17 protein-coding genes are annotated in these 14593 nt (G+C 69.4%); 12 read left to right on the top strand and 5 right to left on the bottom strand.

All coding sequences use genetic code 11. The annotated features are described in order from the left end of the window. Window positions 1-29 precede the first annotated feature (29 nt). From AC1PZ7_RS10280 to AC1PZ7_RS10265, 4 genes are all read right to left on the bottom strand, one after another. Window positions 30-710, bottom strand: a complete 681-nt coding sequence (locus AC1PZ7_RS10280; protein WP_482359368.1) for a TetR/AcrR family transcriptional regulator — start codon at window positions 708-710, stop codon at window positions 30-32. 132 nt (window positions 711-842) lie between these two features. Next, window positions 843-1667, bottom strand: a complete 825-nt coding sequence (gene proC, locus AC1PZ7_RS10275; protein WP_482359367.1) for a pyrroline-5-carboxylate reductase — start codon at window positions 1665-1667, stop codon at window positions 843-845. Window positions 1668-1903: 236 nt separating this feature from the next. Then, a complete protein-coding gene (locus AC1PZ7_RS10270) occupies window positions 1904-2401 on the bottom strand; it encodes a type III secretion system chaperone family protein (RefSeq protein WP_482359366.1) in 498 nt (165 codons plus the stop codon). Window positions 2402-2658: 257 nt separating this feature from the next. After that, on the bottom strand, window positions 2659-2946 hold the full coding sequence (locus AC1PZ7_RS10265) for an accessory factor UbiK family protein (protein ID WP_482359365.1): 288 nt from the start codon (window positions 2944-2946) through the stop codon (window positions 2659-2661). A 218-nt stretch (window positions 2947-3164) separates the two neighbouring features. On the opposite strand from AC1PZ7_RS10265, the gene lgt reads away from it, so the two are divergent. From lgt to AC1PZ7_RS10205, 12 genes are all read left to right on the top strand, one after another. Then, a complete protein-coding gene (gene lgt / locus AC1PZ7_RS10260; RefSeq protein ID WP_482359364.1) occupies window positions 3165-4013 on the top strand; it encodes a prolipoprotein diacylglyceryl transferase in 849 nt (282 codons plus the stop codon). After that, complete coding sequence (locus tag AC1PZ7_RS10255; protein ID WP_482359363.1) at window positions 4010-5137, top strand: class I SAM-dependent methyltransferase; 1128 nt, start codon at window positions 4010-4012, stop codon at window positions 5135-5137. The genes lgt and AC1PZ7_RS10255 overlap by 4 nt, the downstream gene beginning before the upstream one ends. Beyond that, window positions 5134-5895 (top strand): peptidoglycan editing factor PgeF, encoded by a 762-nt coding sequence (gene pgeF / locus AC1PZ7_RS10250; RefSeq protein WP_482359362.1) that lies wholly within the window; start codon window positions 5134-5136, stop codon window positions 5893-5895. Before AC1PZ7_RS10255 ends, pgeF begins: the two co-directional genes overlap by 4 nt. Window positions 5896-5904: 9 nt before the next feature. Further along, window positions 5905-7056 (top strand): M24 family metallopeptidase, encoded by a 1152-nt coding sequence (locus AC1PZ7_RS10245; RefSeq protein WP_482359361.1) that lies wholly within the window; start codon window positions 5905-5907, stop codon window positions 7054-7056. Between the two features lie 82 nt (window positions 7057-7138). Next, window positions 7139-7807: a hypothetical protein gene (locus tag AC1PZ7_RS10240; protein WP_482359360.1), complete on the top strand. Its 669-nt coding sequence runs from the start codon at window positions 7139-7141 to the stop codon at window positions 7805-7807. Between the two features lie 151 nt (window positions 7808-7958). Beyond that, window positions 7959-8912 carry a ribose-phosphate pyrophosphokinase gene (locus AC1PZ7_RS10235; RefSeq protein ID WP_482359359.1) on the top strand — a complete coding sequence of 318 codons (954 nt, stop codon included), beginning with the start codon at window positions 7959-7961 and terminating at the stop codon, window positions 8910-8912. 137 nt (window positions 8913-9049) lie between these two features. Beyond that, complete coding sequence (locus AC1PZ7_RS10230) at window positions 9050-9991, top strand: hypothetical protein (RefSeq protein ID WP_482359358.1); 942 nt, start codon at window positions 9050-9052, stop codon at window positions 9989-9991. Window positions 9992-10162: 171 nt separating this feature from the next. After that, on the top strand, window positions 10163-10786 hold the full coding sequence (locus tag AC1PZ7_RS10225; RefSeq protein WP_482359357.1) for a 50S ribosomal protein L25/general stress protein Ctc: 624 nt from the start codon (window positions 10163-10165) through the stop codon (window positions 10784-10786). A gap of 149 nt (window positions 10787-10935) precedes the next feature. Next, on the top strand, window positions 10936-11580 hold the full coding sequence (gene pth, locus AC1PZ7_RS10220) for an aminoacyl-tRNA hydrolase (protein ID WP_482359356.1): 645 nt from the start codon (window positions 10936-10938) through the stop codon (window positions 11578-11580). 89 nt (window positions 11581-11669) lie between these two features. Further along, window positions 11670-12767, top strand: a complete 1098-nt coding sequence (gene ychF / locus AC1PZ7_RS10215; RefSeq protein ID WP_482359355.1) for a redox-regulated ATPase YchF — start codon at window positions 11670-11672, stop codon at window positions 12765-12767. A 131-nt stretch (window positions 12768-12898) separates the two neighbouring features. After that, the gene (locus tag AC1PZ7_RS10210; RefSeq protein WP_482359354.1) at window positions 12899-13357 is read left to right on the top strand and encodes a MaoC family dehydratase; all 459 of its coding nucleotides are present in this window, start codon (window positions 12899-12901) and stop codon (window positions 13355-13357) included. A gap of 9 nt (window positions 13358-13366) precedes the next feature. Further along, on the top strand, window positions 13367-13843 hold the full coding sequence (locus tag AC1PZ7_RS10205) for a MaoC/PaaZ C-terminal domain-containing protein (protein ID WP_482359353.1): 477 nt from the start codon (window positions 13367-13369) through the stop codon (window positions 13841-13843). Between the two features lie 2 nt (window positions 13844-13845). Here the strand turns inward: AC1PZ7_RS10205 and AC1PZ7_RS10200 are convergent, their stop codons facing one another. After that, on the bottom strand, window positions 13846-14583 hold the full coding sequence (locus AC1PZ7_RS10200; protein WP_482359352.1) for a transporter substrate-binding domain-containing protein: 738 nt from the start codon (window positions 14581-14583) through the stop codon (window positions 13846-13848). Window positions 14584-14593: the final 10 nt, after the last annotated feature.

Here is a 14593-nt window from a genome sequence, read left to right as displayed (position 1 = left end):
TCCTCACGGTTGGTTCGATTGACCTTGTCTCAGGCCGCCGCCGGCGCTTCCGGCGGCGTGGCCGGCTTCTTCGTGCGTCCGCGCCGTCCGGCGGTGGCGAAATGCACCGTCCCCTCGATGAGGCCGAGCACCCGCTCGCCGCGCACGAGTTCGCGGTCGAGCACCGCCATGGTGCGGGCGAGCGCCGGGTCGTCGTCCTGCAGATAGGTCTGCAGCACGCGGGCGAAGACCAGCGCCAGGCCCTGCGCGCGCACCGCGCCCTTGAGGCCGGCGGTGTCGATCTTCGCCGCCGCCAGCATCCATTGCTGCGAGCGCACCGAGAGCTTGTTCAGCGCCAGCGCGAAGAAGGGATTGCGCCGCGCCGACTCCGCCAGTGAGCGGATCGCCGCCTTGTGCGGACCGAGCACGTCGAGGCGGCGCATCAATACGTCGAACAGCCGGTCGCGCGCCGGCTGGTCGTCCATGTCGTCGCCCAGGGTCGCCAGCACCTGTCGGTCGGTCTCGCGCAGGAAGGCGGCGAGCATATCGAAGGTCGAGCCGAAGGAAGCCCGCAGCTCGGCAAGCGAGATTCCCGCCTCGCCGGCCACGTCGCCGAGGCCGATGCGCTCGAAGGGCTTGTGCGCCAGCAGCGCCATGAAGCTGTCGAGGGCGATGATACGCGTATCGGCCGCCTTCTCGGTGGCGGCCTTCGTTCCCGGAGAGCGTGCCATGGAGACCTCCTATCCTGAACGTTGCCCCACCTCAATCTAAGGCGCGACTCCGGCGAGGAGAAGGCCTTGTCGTCCGTTTGCGCACCTTGCGTTTGCGCGCCCTGCGGCGGCGCAAGCGGACGACGACACGGCTCAGCCGGCCAGCTCGCGTGAGCGCCGCGCCGCGGCCGCCACCGCCGCGGCCAGCAGCGGGCCGAAGCCGTTCTCCTCGTCCATCAGCACGGCCAGCGCCGCCGCCGTGGTGCCGTTCGGCGAGGTGACGTTCTTGCGCAGCTGCGCCGGGTCGATGCCGCTGCGCAGCATCAGCTCGCCCGCGCCGGCCACCGTCGCCCGCGCCAGCCGGTCCGCCATGTCGGCGGGAAGGCCGGCTTCGGCACCGGCGGCCGCCAGCGCCTCGGCGAGCAGGAACACATAGGCCGGCCCCGAGCCGGAGACGGCGGTGGCGACGTCGATCAGCCCCTCCTCCTCCACCCACTCGACCCCGCCGGTGGCGCGCAGCAGCGCGTCGGCGATGCGCATCTGCTGGGGCGTCACCGCGCCGTTCGGTACGGCGACGGTCACGCCACGCCCGATGGCCGCCGGCGTGTTGGGAATGGAGCGCACCACCGCCGTGTCCGGCGGGAAATAGGATTCGAGAAAGGACAGCGTGCGCCCGGCCATCACCGAGACGATCAGCGTGCCAGGACCGGCCAGCGGCGAAACCCTGGCCAGCACGTCGGGGGCGACCTGCGGCTTCACCGCCAGCAGCATCACGGCAGGCGGTCCGCCATTCAGCGGATTCAGCGCCACGCCGCGCGCCTCGATCATCGCCGCCACTTCCGGCGGCGGGCCCGGGTCGATCACCGCCGCACGCGCCGGATCGAGCCCGAGGCCGATCCAGCCCTCCAGCATGGCGCCGCCCATCTTGCCGGCGCCGACGAGCAGCACGCGGCCGGGAATGTCGGAAAGAGTGACCATCTCAGAACTCTGAATCTCGATGCGGACAGGAAAGCGGTCTTCCGGACGCCAGCATAGCGCGTCCGGCACCGTCGCGCCCGGGCCTCTACGCTTTTGGCGATGGGAATGGAAGCATGACCGCCCGCCTCGAAACCGGCTCAGCCGGCGTCAGCCACTCCCTCACGGCCCGGCCAGACCCGGCGCCGCCGGATCTCCGGATCATCTCCCGGGACGAGGGCCGATGCCGGCCGGCGCCCTCAGGCCTCGCCGATCGTCTCGAACAGCGTGGCGTCCATCGCCTCGCGCGCCGTCTTGCCGGCCCAGACGACGAACTGGAAGGCCGGGAAATAGCGCTCCACCGCCTCGATGGCGCATTCCATCAGCACCTCGCACTGGCGGTCCGTGGCTTCCGCCCCCGCCAGCAGCAGGGCGTGACGGAACATGATCACGCCTTCCTTGGACCAGAGGTCGAAATGGCCGATCCACATCTGCTCGTTGATCAGCGAGAGCAGCCGCAGCACCTCGGTCTTGCGCTTCTCCGGCACCTTAAGATCGAAGGCGCAGGCAATGTGCAGCGCCTCGACCTCGTCCATCCACTGGAAGGAGACATGGCAGTCCGTCCAGCGGCCTTCGAGCGAGATGGTGATCTCGTCCTCGGCCGAGCGCTCGAACGACCACTCGTTGAGCGCGGCCATCCGCTCGACCAGATCGAGCGGATTGAGGCGGGTGTCAGTTTCAAAATCGGTATAGGTCATGCTCGACCTCGCGAGGGTGGACGCGGAGGGGGTCGAACGCACACAACGCGGCGGCTTGTCGACAACACATTCGAGAATCGAACGAATCGTCGTCTCGCCGACTATATCGCGCTGAATCCGTACCTCGCTACGACCGTTGGGCCATGGTCCGCAGGAAAGCAGCCCATAACGAAAATTGTCAGGGGATTCGCCCTGCCCCCGCAAGCGGGGAAGCGGTGCGTCCACAGGGTGTCGGCCGGGACAACCCGGTCTGGAACTCAGCCGAGCGAATCCGGTGGATCGATGGTCGCCTCGAGCCTGGCTTCCTTGGCTTCCAGCGCGGCGATGCGGGCGGCGAGGCGTTCATTCTCCTCGCGGGCCGCGGCGGCGAGTTCCTTCACCGTCTCGAACTCCTCGCGGGTGACGACATCGAGCTCGCGCAGGATGCGCTCGGCCTGCGCACGCATCACCGTCTCCGCCTCGCGCCGAACGCCCGTGGCGACGCCGGCGGCGTCGTTCATCAGCCGGGCGAAATCGTCGAAGATTCGGCTGCTGGTCTGCGTCATGGTCATCTCCCGACAAGAGGCCGGTACACTGCCGTGCCTTTGCGGGAAGAATGGGGCGCCGCCGTCACGATCGCAAGGGGAGCGGCGGCCGAAGCGCCCTGGGGATCACGCGCCCGCTACCCTTCGCGCCTTGATCCTGTCACGCAAGGGGGGCAAAGCGGGGATGCCGATTCGAGGCACGCTCCCGCCTTGCCGCGCGTTTTCCCGCCGAGATCCCGATGCCCATGCTCGCCCCGCCGCTGTTCGCCCTGCCCTTCCCCAATATCGATCCAGTGCTGATCGAGCTGGGGCCGTTCGCGATCCGCTGGTATGCCCTCGCCTATATTTGCGGCCTGCTGTTCGGCTGGTGGATGGCCAAGCGGCTATGCGCCAGCCCGGCGCTGTGGGGCGGGCGTTCGCCGATCCAGCCGGAGGAATTCGACGACGCCGTGGTGTGGATCGCCGTCGGCGTCATCCTCGGCGGGCGCATCGGCTATGTGCTGTTCTACAACCTGCCCTTCTATGCCGCGAACCCCTGGGAGGCGCTCACCGTCTGGCACGGCGGCATGGCCTTCCATGGCGGCTTCCTCGGCTCCATCCTGGCCATGTACCTTTTCTGCCGGCGGCGTTCGCTGCCCTTCGTGTCGATGCTCGACATCGCCGCCACGGTGGTTCCGGTCGGCCTGTTCCTCGGCCGCCTCGCCAATTTCATCAATGGCGAGCTGTGGGGCCGCCCCACCGATGTCGCCTGGGCCTTCGTGTTTCCCCATGGCGGGCCGGAGCCGCGCCACCCGAGCCAGCTCTACGAGGCCGGTCTCGAAGGGCTGGCCATCTTCATCATCCTGCAGCTCGCCGTGCGCGCCGGGGCGCTGGCGCGGCCGGGCACCGTCGCGGGAATGTTCGTCTTCCTCTATGGCTGCGCCCGCATCTTCGTCGAGTTCTTCCGCGAGCCGGACCCGCAGCTCGGCTACCTCGCCGGCGGCTTCGTCACCATGGGCATGGTGCTCTCCCTGCCGATGCTGGCGCTCGGCAGCTGGCTCGTCTGGCGCGCCCGCCGCCGCCCGGCGCTGGGGGTCGACGCCGCATGACGGCGCTGGCGCAGATCCTCGCGCGGCAGATCGCCCTGACGGGACCGATCACCGTCGCCGACTACATGGAACAATGCCTGTTCCATCCGACGCTCGGCTACTACACGACGCGCGAGCCCTTCGGCGCCTCCGGTGATTTCGTCACCGCGCCGGAGATCAGCCAGATGTTCGGCGAGCTTCTCGGCCTGTGGGTGGCGGAGACGTGGCTGCGCCTCGGTTCGCCCGCGCCCTTCGTCCTCGCCGAGCTCGGGCCGGGGCGTGGCACGATGATGGCGGACATTCTGCGCGCCACCGCCCGCGTGCCTGGCTTCCACGCCGCGGCACAAGTGGTGCTGGTGGAAGCCTCGCCGCGTCTGCGCCGGCTTCAGGCGCAGACGCTTGGCACGCACCCGGTCGAATGGGTGGGCGCCGTCGATGCGCTGCCCCCCGGCCCTCTGTTCCTGCTCGCCAATGAGTTCATCGACGCGCTGCCCATCCGCCAGTTCGTCCGTACCCCACAGGGGCTTGCCGAGCGCATGGTCGGTCTCGATCCACAGGGCGGCCTCGCCTTCGGCCTGCGCCCCGACGCCCGGCTCGACGCCCGCGCCGGGGCCCGCCTCGCCGCCGCCCCGCCCGGCGCCGTGCTGGAAATCTGCCCGATCGGCCTCTCCATCGCGGAAAAGCTCGGCGCCCGGCTTGCCGTCACGGGCGGCGCGGCGCTGTTTGTCGATTATGGGCATGCGGGCGAACGCGAAGCTGGCGGCGGCTTCGGCGACACGCTGCAGGCGCTCCATCGCCACGCCTTCGACGATGTGCTGGCCCATCCCGGCGAGGCCGACCTCACCGCCCATGTCGACTTCGCCGCCTTCGCCCGCGCCGCGTGCGGTGCCGGCGCCCGCGCCTTCGGTCCCATCGGACAGGGCGCGCTGCTGGAGCGCCTCGGCATAGAAGACCGTGCCTTCCGGCTGAAGCGCGCCGCGAGCGAGGCCGACCGGGAGATGGTCGAAGCCGCACGCCTCCGCCTCGCCGGTTCGGACGAAGGGCAGATGGGCACCCTCTTCAAGGCGCTCGCCCTGGTGCATCCTGCGTTGCAAGATGTGGCCGGATTCGCGCCCTTCGAGGTATTCGAGGAAGGTTCCGCATGAAGGTCGAATCCCCCGCCCTGAAGGCCCTTCCGGGCATCCGCCACGCCTTCTTCACCCGCGAGGGCGGCGTGTCGGAGGGCATCTATGCCGGGCTGAACGGCGGCACCGGCTCGCGCGACGACCCGTCGCTGGTCACCGAGAACCGCGCCCGCATGGCGGCGGCACTCGGCGTGCCCGCCGGCCACCTGCTCACCGCCTGGCAGATCCATTCGCCCGACTGCGTCGTGGTCGACCGCGCCTGGGACGAACGGCCGAAGGCCGACGCGGTCGCCACCGCGACCCCCGGCATCGCTGCCGGCGTCGCCATCGCCGATTGCGGCCCGGTGCTGTTCGCCGATCCGCAGGCCCGCGTCGTCGGCGCCGCCCATGCCGGCTGGAAGGGCGCGGTCGGCGGCGTGCTCGATTCCACCATCGCCCGCATGGAAGAACTCGGCGCCGACCGCGCGCGCATCGTCGCGGCCATCGGCCCGCTGATCCGGCAGGCAAGCTATGAGGTCGGCCCGGAATTCGTCGAGAACCTGACGGCGCTCGATCCGGCCAATGCCCGCTTCCTCGCCGCGTCCGCGCGGCCCTACCACGCGCTGTTCGACCTGCCGGGCTACATCGCCGCCCGGCTCGCCGGTCTCGGCGTCGGCACCATCGAGGATCTCGGCCTCGACACCTATGCCGACGAGGCGCGCTTCTTCAGCTACCGCCGCGCGACCCATCGCGGCGAGCCGGACTACGGCCGGCTGATCGCCGCCATCACCCTGGTCTGAGAGGCGCCCATGACGCTGCACTTCACCGGGCCGGAATTCGAGCGCCGCCGGCAGCGCCTGCTCGCCACCATGGCCGAGCGCGGCCTCGACGGCCTGCTGATGTTCCAGCAGGAATCGATGTACTGGCTCACCGGCTACGACACGTTCGGCTTCTGCTTCTTCCAGTCGCTCTGGCTCGGCGCCGACGGGCGGCTGGCCCTGCTCACCCGCTCGGCCGACCTGCGGCAGGCGCAGCATACCTCGCTGATCGAGGACATCCGCGTCTGGACCGACCGGGCCGACGCCACCCCGCAGCAGCAGTTGCGCGCCATGGTGGCGGACCTTGGCGGTGCGGGAGCGCGCATCGGCGTGGAGTATGAGAGCTACGGCCTCACCGCCGCCGCGGGCCGCCGGCTCGCCGCCGCCTTTGACGGCTTCGCCACCCTGCAGGACGCGTCCGGCCTCGTCGACCGGCTGCGCACGGTGAAGTCGCCGGCCGAAATCCTCTATGTCCGCCAGGCGGGCAGGCTCGCCCTCGCCGCGCGCGAGGCCGCCATCGCCACCGTCGGCCCGGACGTCGATGAGGGCGAGGTGCTCGCCGCCATGCAGGGGGCGACCTTCAGGGGCGGCGGCGACTATCCCGCCAACGAGTTCATCATCGGGTCGGGCCGCGATGCGCTGCTGTGCCGCTACAAGAGCGGACGCCGCCGGCTCGACGGGGAAGACCAGATCACCCTCGAATGGGCCGGCGCCTATCGCCACTACCATGCGGCGATGATGGAAACCGTCGTCGTCGGCCCGCCGCGCGACCGGCATCTGGAGCTGTTCGCCGCCGCCAGGCAGGCGCTGGAGGTCTGCGCCCACGCCATGGTGCCGGGCAGGACGGCCGGCGACGTCTTCGCCGCGCATGCCCATGTGATGGATGGCCACGGCCTCGCGGCCCATCGCCTCGCCGCCTGCGGCTATTCGCTCGGCGCCAAGTTCACCCCCTCCTGGATGGACCCGCCGATGTTCTACGCCGGAAATCCGTGGGTGCTGGAAGCGGGCATGGTGCTGTTCGCACACATGATCCTGATGGACAGCGAGACCGAGACGGCCATGTGCCTGGGCCGCACCTTCCTCGTCGGCGTTAACGGTAACGAGTGCTTAACCGAGGCCCCTCTGGACCTGATCGTTAATTAGTCTTAACCATTTCCCGTCCGTCGGCGGCGGCTGCGACTCTGCCCGGCAGATAGCGGCGCGGCCGGCTCTCAGGGAATGGTTCATGCTCGATCGCCTTCGCCGCCATCTTGGCCGACGCCTGCCGACGACCGCGGTTCTGCTTGCCGCCCTCGCCCTCGGTGCCTGCCAGACCAATGGCGGCAGCAAGCCGGTCGCGGCGACCTCGATTTCCTCGGGCACGAAGACCATCGCCTTCGAATCCATCGACGGCCCGCCGGAGCCGGTCTTCGACCGGCTGGTGGCGGACCTCACCACCGAGGCGAAGGCCCGTCAGCTTCCCGTCGTGTCGCGCCAGTCGCAGGCCGCCTATCGCGTGCGCGGCTACCTCGCCGCCAGCATAGAGAACGGCAAGGGCGAGGTGGACTGGGTGTGGGACGTGTTCGACGCCGACCGCGACCGCGTGCTACGCGTCGCCGGCACCGAAAAGGTCGGCCCCGGCAAGGATGTCTGGAACCGGCTCGACGACGCGACGGTGCAGCGCATCGCGGCGCAGAGCCTCGACGAAATCGCCACGCGCCTGTCCGGAGGCACGCCGAAGGCGAGCGCCGCCGCCGCGCCCGATCTCGATCCCGCCGACGCCCCGCCGGTCCGCACGGATGACGGCCCCGCCGTGGCTGATGCCGCGTCCGGCGACGAGCCCGGAGATGCCGTTGCGGAAGGCCCGACGGATGTCACGCCCGCCAACGCGCTCACCTTCGCCGCGCATCCGTGATGACGCCGGCCACCTATGCAGCAACGCATAGGGACAAGCGGTCGCGCAGTACTTCTCGCCGCTTTACAGGCCGGGCCGGCCCGCCTATCAGGTCAGCGCGACGGCTGTACGACGGTCGGACGGATGGTTGACGGCTGGGAGCGCGCCGGAAATGTCTCAGAATAACGGTTCGATCAAACTCGTAGCTGGCAACGCAAATCGGCCGCTGGCGGAGGCGATCGGGGCGTATCTCCGGACCTCCATGACCAAGGCGGTGGTCCGCCGTTTCGCCGACATGGAGATTTTCGTCGAGATCCAGGAGAATGTGCGCGGCAAGGACGTGTTCGTCCTGCAGTCGACCTCCTTCCCGACCAATGACCACCTGATGGAGCTGCTCATCATCACCGATGCGCTGCGCCGTTCCTCTGCCCGCCGCATCACGGCGGTGATCCCTTACTTCGGCTATGCCCGCCAGGACCGCCGCTCCTCCGGCCGCACGCCCATCTCCGCCAAGCTGGTGGCCAACCTCATCACCCATGCCGGCGCCGACCGCGTGCTCACCGTCGACCTGCATGCCGGCCAGATCCAGGGCTTCTTTGACATCCCGACCGACAACCTGTTCTCGGCCCCGGTGATGGTGGCGGACATCAAGTCCCGCTTCGACCTCTCCAACATCACCGTCGTCTCGCCGGACGTCGGCGGCGTGGTGCGCGCCCGCGCGCTCGCCAAGCGCATCGACGCCCAGCTCGCCATCGTCGACAAGCGCCGCGAGCGCCCCGGCGAGAGCGAGGTGATGAACGTCATCGGTGACGTCGAGGGCCGGCGCTGCATCCTCGTCGACGACATCATCGATTCCGGCGGCACGCTGGTGAACGCCGCCGACGCCCTGCTGGCGCGCGGCGCCACCGAGGTGCACGCCTACATCACCCATGGCGTGCTGTCGGGCGGCGCGGTCTCGCGCGTCACCGCCTCGAATCTCAAGGAACTGGTGATCACCGACTCGATCCAGCCGACCGAGGCGGTCCGCGTCGCGCGCAACATCCGCGTCGTCTCCATCGCCAGCCTGCTCGCCGAGGCGATCGGACGCACCGCGCATGAGGAAAGCGTCTCCAGCCTGTTCGACTGAACCGGCGGTTCCTCAGGCTTCGGGGGCGGCGACCGGCCGGCGAAGGCCGCCTGAGGCGCGCTAATTGTGCGGCGCGCCATTTTCGTTCCACAGTTCGGCCGCAACCTGTCCGCTCGCTCAACGAACCGGACGATGCCATGACGCGCCTTCTTCCGACGCGCCGTATTGCCACGCGTCAGAGCCCAACGCTCCAGACGACTCTCCCCTCCGCGGCGCGCCGCACCGTGGCCGGCGCCGCGCTGTTCGCCGCCGGCCTGGCGCTGGCCGCCGCCCCGGCCGCCGCCCAGCAGATCGGCACGACCGCCTCGCCCTCCCCGGGCGACCCGTGGCACGGCATCATCATGGTGACGCCGGCCGGCGAGGGCTCGCCCTATGACGCCGCGCAGCAGGCGGCCGATGCAGCGGGCCAGGCGGAAACCGCCCCGTCCGACGCAGCACCTCCGGCAGAGGCCGCGCAGGTGGAGATCGAGCCGTTCGACCCGGAGAAGGAGACCGCCGAGGCCCCCTCGCTGTGGACCACCCTTGAACTCGGCCTAGGCGCCTCGCCCGAAGCGGAGCCGGAGGAGCCCGCGCCGAACCGGCACGTGCTGGAACGCAAGCCGGTCGTCGAGACGAAGCGCGCGCCATTGCCGACCCGCGTCGAAGTACGGCAAGGCGCGGCGAGCCTGTCGGTCTCCTCCAGCGCCAGCACCGTCGCCCCGGTCTCCGGCCCGCTCAGCAGGACGGACAGCAGCGGCTCCGGCGAGATCAAGGGCCGCGTGGGCGTCGAGCAGGACAGCCTCACGGTCTACAGCACCGGCACGCTCGGTGCGTCCGCGAGCGCGAGCGCGGGCACCGCCTCGCTCTACGACAACCTCGCGGTCGGCAGCAGCTACAGCGTGCCGCTGGCGCCGATCGGCCTCGGCAAGGAAAAGCTCGGCGCCAGCGTCGAGGTGAACAACAGCCAGACCGTCACCACCGGGGTCGAACTGCGCGCCCCCGAGGGCTCCTATGAACGCTTCATCTCGGTGCAGCGCTCGGCGAGCCCGGACTCCGACCCCAGCGGCATCGTCAAGGCGGGCGTGCTCGGCAAGTTCTGAGGCGCACCCGCGTCGAGCGAACATTGCCCTGCAAGGCTTTTGCTGCTATGAGCGCGCCCGGCCCCGGCCTTTCCGCACCCCTGGAGGCGCGCCGTGGCCACGACAGACCTAGCCTGAAGGAACGGGCCGCGCGAGCGGCCTTCTCCTTTTGCAACCATGTAAGGACAAGCCATGACCGCCATCAAGGAACTGAAGGCGCAGGCGCGCACGAAGGTCGGCAAGGGGGCCGCTCGTGCCGAACGCCGCGCCGGCCGTGTGCCTGCCGTGATCTACGGCGACGGCAAAGCCCCCGTCGGAATCACGCTCAATCACATCGAGATCAACAAGATCATCTATGCGGGCCACTTCCTCACCACGCTGTTCAGCATCGACGTGGACGGCGACAAGCATCGCGTGATCCCGCGCGACTACCAGCTCGACCCGGTGAAGGATTTCCCGCTGCACATCGACTTCCTGCGCGTCGCCGTCGGCGCCAGCCTGACCGTCGACGTGCCGGTGCACTTCCTCCACGCCGAGACGGCGGCTGCGCTCAAGCAGGGCGGCACGCTGAACATCGTCAGCCACACCGTCGAGCTGAACGTGCCGGCCGATGCGATCCCGGAAGCGATCGAGGTCGACCTCACCAAGTACGGCTTCGGCGACTCGATCCACCTCTCGGCGATCGGCCTGCCGGCCGGCGTGACCTGGGCGGGCCATGGCGACGACACCCTCGCCACCATCACCGCTCCGTCGGGCCTGAAGGAAGCCGAGGCTGACGACGCCGCGGCCGCCGCGGCCGAAGCCGCCAAGAGCTGATAACGACAGGCTGATAACGACAGGCTGATAACGACAGGCTGATCGCGCTCCGGGCTTCGGCCCGACCGATCCTGCGATGAGAGCCGGAAGCCCGCTTCCGGCTCTTCTCGTTTCGGTACCCTTCATCCAGCGCAAGCAGGAGGCGCGCGGTGTTGCTCTTCACCGGGCTCGGCAATCCCGGGTCGAAATATGCCGGCAACCGGCACAATATCGGCTTCATGGCGGTGGATGCGCTTGCCCGCCGGCACCGCTTCTCGCCGTGGCGCCGGCGCTTCCAGGGCGCGGCCTGCGAGGGCGAGATCGAGGGCCAGAAGGTGCTCGCCTTGCTGCCCGAGACCTATATGAACGAATCCGGCCGCGCGGTCGCCGAGGCGCAGCGCTTCTACAAGATCGAGCTGCGCGACGTCTTCGTCTTCCACGACGAGCTCGACCTGCCGCCTGCCAAGGTGCGCTACAAGGTCGGCGGCGGCAATGCCGGGCATAATGGCCTGCGCTCCATCACCGCCCATTGCGGCAACGACTATGCCCGCATCCGCCTCGGCATCGGCCATCCCGGCGACAAGGCGCTCGTGCATAACTACGTCCTCAGCGACTTCGCCAAGGCCGAGCGCGACTGGGTGGAGGCGGTGTGCGACGGCTGCGCCGATCTCGCCGGCCTCCTGGCCACGCACCGGCTCGACGAGTTCCAGAACCGCCTGCACCTCTTCATGGAGGCGCGAGGCTTCGGCGCCCCGGACAAGCCCGCGGTCGGCAAATCCGCCGCCGGCAGGCCGGACGGTGGCAAACCCGGCTGATACGTCCGGCGAACCGCCTCACGCTTGCACTCACGCGCCGTCTTGCCTAACCACGGCGGCAACCATTCATCTCGACCGGGCATCGCATCATGGGCTTCAAATGCGGCATTGTCGGCCTGCCAAACGTCGGCAAGTCGACCCTTTTCAACGCGCTGACACAGACGGCGGCGGCGCAGGCGGCAAACTATCCGTTCTGCACCATCGAGCCCAATGTGGGCGACGTGGCGGTACCTGATCCGCGGCTGGAGACGCTGGCGAAGGTCGCCGGCTCGCAACAGATCATCCCCACCCGGCTCACCTTCGTCGACATTGCCGGCCTGGTGCGCGGCGCCTCCAAGGGCGAAGGGCTCGGCAACCAGTTCCTCGCCAATATCCGCGAATGCGACGCCATCGCCCATGTGGTGCGCTGCTTCGAGGATTCCGACGTCACCCATGTCGAGGGCAAGCTGGCGCCGGTCTCCGACATCGAGACCATCGAGACCGAGCTGATGCTGGCCGACCTCGAAAGCCTGGAAAAGCGCGCCGGCGCGCTGGAGAAGAAGGCCAAGGGCGGCGACAAGGAAGCCAAGGAGCTGCTCGACCTGATGAATCGCGCCCTCGTGCTGCTGCGCGAAGGCAAGCCGGCACGGCTGGTCGAGGTGAAGCCCGAGGAGGAAAAGGCCTTCCGCATGCTCGGCCTGCTCTCCTCCAAGCCGGTGCTCTATGTCTGCAATGTCGAGGAAGCCTCGGCGAAGAACGGCAACTCGCTCTCCGCCGAGGTGTTCGCCCGCGCGGCGGAGGAAGGCGCCAAGGCGGTCGTGGTCTCGGCCAAGATCGAAAGCGAGATCGCCGTGCTGCCGGCGGACGAGCAGAAGGACTATCTCGAGGCCATCGACCTCGAGGAGCCGGGGCTCAACCGCATCATCCGCACCGGTTATGAGCTGTTGAAGCTGGTGACCTACTTCACCGTCGGCCCCAAGGAAGCGCGCGCCTGGACCATCACCGCCGGCACCAAGGCGCCAGGTGCTGCCGGTGTCATCCACACCGATTTCGAGAAGGGCTTCATCCGCGCCGAGACCATCGCCTTCGACGACTACGTCCGGGGGAATGGCGAGGCGGGGGCGCGCGACGCCGGTCGCTTGCGGCTGGAAGGCAAGGAATATGTCGTCGCCGATGGCGACGTGCTGCATTTCCGCTTCAACACCTGATCGCAGCGGCTGCCGGCGCTGCTGCAACGACAAGCTGCAGGCGCCGGCTGCGGGGTGCAGCGTCCGGCGCTTGACCTTCGCGGCGCACTCGCCTGTCATGGCGTTCTCGCGCTGTGGGGGGATGTGGCCCGATGCTGTTCTGGGAGGATTTCGACGAGGGCCATGTGGCGACCTGCGGGCGCTATGTGGTCGGGCGCGAGGAGATCGTCGCCTTCGCCCGCGAATATGACCCCCTGCCGATCCATCTGGACGATTCCGCCGCCGAGGCGACGCGGCTCGGCGGGCTTTCGGCCTCCGGCTGGCACCTGTGCTGCATCTTCATGCGCCTCGCCGCCGACGGCTTCCTCAACCACAGCGATTGCCTCGGCTCGCCCGGCCTCGACGAGGTGCGCTTCCTCAAGCCGGTCCACCCCGGCACGGTGCTGAGCCTGCGCCGGCAGGTGCTGGAGACGCGCTCGTCGAAAAGCCGGCCGGAAATGGGCCTCGTGAAGTTCCGCTTCGAACTCCTCGACGCCGCCGGCGAGGTCATGACCGATCTTGTCGGCACCATCCTGTTCGGCCGGCGCAATCCCGGCTTCCGGCCGGCCTGAGGGGACGCCATGCTGTTTTTCGAAGACGTCGAGATCGGCACCCGCACGCGGCTCGGCTCGCACAGCTTCACGGAAGGCGAGATCGTCGCCTTCGCCCGCGCCTGGGACCCGCAGGCGTTTCATCTCGACCCGGCGGCGGGGGCGCGCACCCATTTCGGCGGGCTGGTGGCGTCCGGCTGGCACGGCGTGGTGATCGCCGCCCGGCTGCGGGCGCAGGCCTGGGCGCGCCAGCACGAGGAACTTCGCCGGGCCGGCCGCAAGGTGCCGCGCCTCGGCCCCTCGCCCGGCTTCAAGCAACTGCGCTGGCTGCGCCCCGTGCGCCCCGGCGACACGCTCACCTTCCTCAGCGAGGTGACAGCCAAGAAGCCGAGCGCCACGCGGCCGGAATGGGGCCTCGTCTTCACCCACGAGACCGCCGCCGATGCCGGCGGAGAGCTGGCGCTGGAATTCACCAACTGCGTGTTCGTGGAGAGGCTGGAGGAGTGAGCTCAGGCGAACGGCCCGATTTCCGGCGGCGCGAAGCCGAAGCGCGCCATCAGGGCTGCGTGTTCAGGCGTGCCGAGGAAGCCGAGCAGTACGGCATCGATCCCAGCGCGAAGCTCTTCCCGCCCCTTGGCCACCGCGAAGGCGCCGCGCGATGGCGGCCTCTCCGCAGGGGGCACGTCCACCACCATGCAGGGCAGTGACGGATGAAGGGCGAGATGGCCGCGATGTGCCATCGCCACGCTCGCATAGGCGTCGACACGCCCCTCCGCCACGGCTGCGGCTGCGGCTTCATAGGTGTCGAATAGCACGATGCGCTCGGCCGGCACGTCGTTGTTCAGTGCGGTGTGATGCTGAACCTGCCCGTGGATGGCAGCGAGCCGCGCATCCGCGTCCGCCGCCAGAGAGCCATACCCGACGAGGCGACGTGGGTTGCCCTGCGCCACCAGGAGCCCGTCCCCCAGCGCCCAGATCGGCCGGCAGAAATCGGCGATCCGCATCCGCTCCGGCGTGACGAACAGGGCGACCGTCATGTCCCAGCGAGACTCCGCCAGCCCCGGCAGAAGCTCCTCGAAGGTGGCTTCGACCGGCGCTATGCCGGCGAGCCCCAGATCGCGCGCGACGCGGGCGGCCGTCTCGATGTCGCAGCCGGCGGCCGAGCCGTCCGCCGCGCGGAAGCCGAAAGGCGGCTCGATCAGAAACCCGACCCGCAGCAGATGGCCGGAGATGTCGATAGCGCCCATGCGCCTTTCT

It is taken from the genome of Ancylobacter sp. TW_SC_1 (genome assembly GCF_056836805.1).
Note: the sequence above shows the minus strand (reverse complement) of the source record. Positions and strands in the feature narration are given on the sequence as shown.